Annotated in this window: 6 protein-coding genes; 1 reads left to right on the plus strand and 5 read right to left on the minus strand. The window is 38.4% G+C overall.

The genetic code is table 11. The features are described from left to right. Window positions 1–1,298, minus strand: a 1,298-nt coding sequence (gene hydA / locus RTK36_RS01585) for a dihydropyrimidinase (RefSeq protein ID WP_312043626.1), incomplete at its 3' end; no start/stop codon positions are given. 643 nt (window positions 1,299–1,941) lie between these two features. On the opposite strand from hydA, the gene RTK36_RS01590 reads away from it, so the two are divergent. Continuing rightward, complete coding sequence (locus RTK36_RS01590; RefSeq protein ID WP_312043628.1) at window positions 1,942–2,802, plus strand: MerR family transcriptional regulator; 861 nt, start codon at window positions 1,942–1,944, stop codon at window positions 2,800–2,802. A 275-nt stretch (window positions 2,803–3,077) separates the two neighbouring features. Here RTK36_RS01590 and RTK36_RS01595 read toward each other — a convergent pair whose 3' ends face one another. The 4 genes from RTK36_RS01595 to RTK36_RS01610 all read right to left on the minus strand — a co-directional run. Further along, window positions 3,078–3,638 carry a nitroreductase family protein gene (locus tag RTK36_RS01595; protein WP_312043631.1) on the minus strand — a complete coding sequence of 187 codons (561 nt, stop codon included), beginning with the start codon at window positions 3,636–3,638 and terminating at the stop codon, window positions 3,078–3,080. Further along, a complete protein-coding gene (locus RTK36_RS01600) occupies window positions 3,619–3,993 on the minus strand; it encodes a hotdog fold domain-containing protein (protein WP_312043633.1) in 375 nt (124 codons plus the stop codon). The genes RTK36_RS01595 and RTK36_RS01600 overlap by 20 nt, the downstream gene beginning before the upstream one ends. A 31-nt stretch (window positions 3,994–4,024) precedes the next feature. Then, window positions 4,025–4,483, minus strand: coding sequence for a beta-alanyl-CoA:ammonia lyase (locus tag RTK36_RS01605; RefSeq protein WP_312043635.1), 459 nt, complete (start codon window positions 4,481–4,483; stop codon window positions 4,025–4,027). Window positions 4,484–4,537: 54 nt separating this feature from the next. After that, window positions 4,538–5,207: CaiB/BaiF CoA transferase family protein (locus RTK36_RS01610; RefSeq protein ID WP_312043637.1), on the minus strand; the 670-nt coding region annotated here is incomplete at its 5' end.

Genomic DNA, 5,207 nt, shown 5'->3' on the forward strand with positions numbered 1-5,207 from the left:
TTATCGTACACAAGGCGGCCTCTTGAAAAGGTTTTTACAGGATACCCATGAAGCTTTGTGCCCTCCCAAATAGTGTGATCATAGTCGGAATGCATGGTTTCACAGGTTACCGTAAAGTCTTTATCCGGATCGTATATTACAATATCTGCATCCTTACCAACCGTTAAGCTGCCTTTTTGGGTACAACCAAAAATTCTTGCAGGATTTGAGGAGCAAACCTCAACTGCCTTCATAAAGGTAATCTCACCATTATTTGCTTTTGCCAACATGTAAGGATACATATTTTCTACACCAGCACAGCCATTTGGAATCTTTCTAAAATCATCCTTTCCCCAATCCTTTTCAGACTGTTGGAATGGACAATGGTCTGTAGCAACTGTATCAATTACGCCTTGCTTTAATGCTTTCCAAATGGCATCCTGACTCTCCTGTCCTTTCATAGGTGGTGAACATACAAAGTTTCTTGCGTCATCTCTCTTATAGACATCGCAGGTGAAGTTCAAATATTGGGGACAAGTTTCAGCATAAATTTGGTAGCCCTCTTCTTTTGCTTTCGCTACGTATTCCACACCTTTTTTGTTCGCCAAGTGTACTATGTAAAGTGGAGCATTTAAAGATTTCGCCCATGAAATTGCCCTAAAATCTGCTTCAGCCTCTACAAACTCAGGGCGAGACATATAATGATACCATGGAGCTGTTTTTCCTTCGGAAGTATATCTTTCTACCAATGTGTTTACCAACTCATTATTTTCTGCATGAACACAAATAAGTGCGCCTATTTCTTTTGCTTTTTCAAGTACCTGATAAAAAACACCATCTGTTACACCAAAATCATAAACCATAAAAACTTTAAAGGATGGAACACCAAATTCTACAGCCTCTTTCATAGAATCCAAGAGATCACCATGAACATCTTTTACGCCAATATGGAACGCATAATCCACAGCAGCCTCGGGAGCAGCTAAGGCATCTCTTCTTTTTACTACATCTAACATTTTCTCGTTAAAGTCTTGCAACGCAAAATCAAAAACCGTGGTGGTTCCGCCACAGGCTGCCGCTCTTGTTCCTGCATAGTATCCGTCTGCAGAAATTGTTCCGCCAAAGGGCATTGCCAAATGGGTATGTGCATCAATCGCGCCCGGCAAAACAAGCTTCCCTTCCGCATCCACAATGGTATCACAGGGAATGTCTGAAAGGTTCTTTCCAATTGCAGCAATGATTCCGTCTTTCACAGCAATATCGCCTCGAAACATTTCTTTTTCTGTTACAATAGTACCGTTTTTAATCATTAAGTCCATTAACGCTCACCTTCCCTTGTTAGTAAATAGCTTTCTATTTTCCAATCCCGTTTCTCAAGCCAACCCCCTTCCAATTATTTTTTATCGATAGCTTTTATGTTTATACTTATTAAAAACTATGAAAAGATTCCTCATAGCAATAATCCAGGATGTTTGCGATTTTTTTACCATAGTAAAAGAGAAAATTCACACTATTTCTTGGGAAATAAAAAATATTATTCTTTTTTTCAAACAACAAAAAACTACAAATATTTTAAAAATAAATTCAAATTATTATGTATATTTCAAATATTCTAGATAAGTTCAAGTTTTCCTCTGTAAACCTATGTCAATTTTTCGCTTTTATTTGATATTTTTTATTGCACTTTAACAATAACCATAGCCTGATTATACTCATTGCAGTAAGGGGAATGTCAATGATAATTCCAATGAAATTTAAATTAAAAAAATAAATTTTTGTCAAAACATTCCTACCACAGGATTTTAACTGGTTTTTCTTTATCTGTTTTTACAAGGAAAATAAAAAGTGTGCAAAAAAAACATACAAAAACATGATTATTTGATCCTTTTGTTCATTAGATTTGATATCATTATGCGATTGTGTTATACTAATTCATATCATTTTTATGGGGAGGATGAGAGAATGAATGCAGACTACAAATTCTCTATAAGAGAAGTATCAGAAATTTGTAACATTCCCAGTAAGACCTTACGTTATTATGATGAAATAGAACTGGTTGTTCCCGAATTTCGGGATGAGGTTAATAGATACAGATATTACAGTAAAAATCAGCTTGTAACCCTTTGCATTATTCGCAAGCTCCGTTCCATGGATTTTGGCCTAAAGGAAATTCAAAGCATCATAACAGGAAACAAAGCGGATGATTTGGAAAAAAACATTGAACTAAAGCTTACGGATCTGTTGGATGAAATCAATTGTCTGCAAAGAAAATATGCATCCACCAGCGCTTTTTTACAACGCTTAAAAACAGGTGTAGATCTTTTAAATATCAAAGATGCCGTAACTCCGGAAGATATAAAAATAGAACAAATTCCCCAAATGCATTTGGTTTTTACACGTAAAACCATGTCCAATTACTCAAATATTGATGTTTCCGTCCATAGATGGGTGGAAATTCTTGATTTATGCGATAGTTTGAATTTAAAAAATAAGGGAACTATCATCGTTACATATTATTCCAACCCTTTAGAACAATTTTTATATACGGATACTGACATTGAATTTGGCATTACCGTTGATTCCTCAGAGGAAGGAGATTGCTTTAGATCCTTTGGCGATTTCACTGCAGCCACTGCAATACATTTGGGAAACTATGCTGATATCATTCATACCCATATTCGACTGGTTCAATGGATCAATCAAAATCAGTACAAAATAATTGGTCCTGTTTCTGAAGAGTTCATAATCTCTCCATTAGATATTAATAATATTGATCAACATGTGACCAAAATAATAATACCCATTGAAAAAAAGAAAAAATAGCACAAAAAGTATAGAAAAAGGGTGTCGATCAAATCGACACCCTTTAAAAAACCCCAATATCTTCAATTAAGTCTTGAAACTTTTATTTTCCTTGAATCCCTTATACCATAGAAAATATAGTTTGAGGCAGCCAATTAAAACCTGCTGTTCCATGTCCTGAGAACGATAGTGTGCTTTTACACAGATTTCTATCTGAAATTGTGTCCACCTCCTATAAAGGTGAAAACCCATAAACGCCCGCTCTTATGGGTTCATCCCAAGCTATTTCGTTCTTATTACAAATACCTCAGTATCTCTCCTACTTCTTTTCTCCTTGGTGCCATAGGTATTTCGTCGGCATATCCACAAGCCACCAAAGCAATGATCTCCTCACTCTCCGGCAAATGAATAAACTTGGAAATCCCCTTCTCATCAAATGTGCCCATAATTACAGTTCCCAGCCCCAGCTCCGCTGCTGCAAGGCATAAGGTTTGGCACGCAACCCCTGCATCAAACATTTCCCAACTTTCTCCCTTTGCTGAAGAAAGATGACCATCCCGCTCAAAGCCGGAACGTTTTTTTACATTGGAAATGACAAAAATTAAGGGTGCATTTTTGACAATATGAATATTTTCAGGAGCAACCAAGGTAGTTGCAAGGGTTTGTAGATGCTCGGCCTTTTCAACCACCGTATAACGTACTGCCTTGCAATTATTCCACGAAGGTGCCCATCTGACGCATTCTATTAGCTCCTCGATAACCGAATGGGCAACCTTTTTGGGTAAATATCGTCTGATGCTTCTTCTTTTTTTAATACAGGCAATAGTATTCATAAGCTTAATAGGTTTCGTATACAAACTGGACAACTGTAGACAACGGTGGTTCAGGGAGAACGTCAATAGAACTTGGAAATGGAGGATTTTCAGGTACTTCAATAATTTTAAAGGAACGCACCTCTATCACCGCACGATTTCCTTCCATTTTTTTAATCTTTGCCATAAATTCCATATAATCCCCTGCAAAGCAAGGCTCATATAGACGCACTTTTCTGACCTCTACGCAATGGCCTGTGTTTTGGAACACCTTTGCCATCAAGCGGTTTGCTGTATCATTGGCAAGGGTGATGCTTCTTGCACCGTTTACTACGCCGCCGCCATAAAAAACATCTCTATCTGACATTCTGTAACGATATGTTACGCTTTGTTCACTCATAATCATTCCCCTTTCTTCAACAAAAGAATTTTTATTCCGGAAAATCTTCCAAAGGACGCCAAGGTTCAACGACTTTGCCTTCGGGCTGGGCGCCTCTTTGCAAATGCTTTTTCACAACAAGACGCACTTTTCCCTCAGTGCACAGAACGGGCTGGTCAAACCAAACCATATCACCCTGCTTGCAATCTGTTTTTCCTTCGCGAAAAGCAGGAGTGGCCAGTTTAAACACCTCAATCCAGCAATCCCTTGAGGTATTTCCCACATTGGTCAGTGTGGCTTTAAAATCAATCATATCCCCTACATACACATCCTTGTAGCATTTCACATCTTCATAACCCAGGCAGAGGGATTCATCCCCATCTACTAAAATCATTTCTTCAGTTTCCACATCGCCGATAAAATCAAATTGACGTCCAATAGGAATTAAACCATCTTGATTGGCTCCGTCCGCTGTGGTCATGTTATAGCTTAATATTGATACCTTTCTCATGAAATCTGCACCTCCATCTATTTTTTTTACGTACCAAAGCATACATATTTCAAATTATAAAACGCCTTCTCCTTTTAAATTCTTTATTTCTTCTTCTGTAAGACCAAAAATTTCTCGGTTATGTTGTCCTAAAAGAGGCGATGGCGCTGACACTTCGCCCGGTGTTTCGGATAGCTTTATCACACAGCCCTGGAAATATTGATCTCCAGCTGTGGGGTGCTCACAATGCACCATCATTTCTCTCTCTTGTATATGGGGGTGCTCAATCGCCTCTTTCACGTTTAAAACAGGGCCGCAAGGAATGCCTGCTTCATCCATAATGCTTTCAATTTCACCTTTGGTATAGCCTTTACACCACCCACGAATCAAGTTTTGTAAATCGGGTATGTAGTTGTTGCACCTTAGGTCGTTGGTTGCAAACCGAGGATCCTCCATCAACTCAGGATGCCCAATGGTTGCAGAAAAGGTTTTGAAAAGCTTGTCATTTCCAACACCCAGTGCAACGAAACCATCCTTGCATTCATATACATCAAAAGGAGAGATAGATGGATCCACATTGCCATTTCTTTGGGTAATCTCTCCCCCCATGGTATAGTTCACCAGTGCATTTTCCAAAATACTGAAAATGGTATCAAACATAGCCACGTCTACCTGCTGACCTACCCCCGTAACTTTGCGGTTATATAGAGCAATCATAACACCAAGGGCCAAATAAATACCTGCA

It is taken from the genome of Anaerotignum sp. (genome assembly GCF_031981185.1).
In the GTDB taxonomy this organism is placed as follows: domain Bacteria; phylum Bacillota; class Clostridia; order Lachnospirales; family Anaerotignaceae; genus Chakrabartyella.

What these genes read in the sequence shown, in the direction of transcription:
- RTK36_RS01605 (WP_312043635.1), bottom strand. Translation starts at nt 4,483, where the DNA reads ATGAGAAAGGTATCAATATTAAGCTATAACATGACCACAGCGGACGGA.
- RTK36_RS01590 (WP_312043628.1), top strand. Translation starts at nt 1,942, where the DNA reads ATGAATGCAGACTACAAATTCTCTATAAGAGAAGTATCAGAAATTTGT.
- RTK36_RS01600 (WP_312043633.1), bottom strand. Translation starts at nt 3,993, where the DNA reads ATGAGTGAACAAAGCGTAACATATCGTTACAGAATGTCAGATAGAGAT.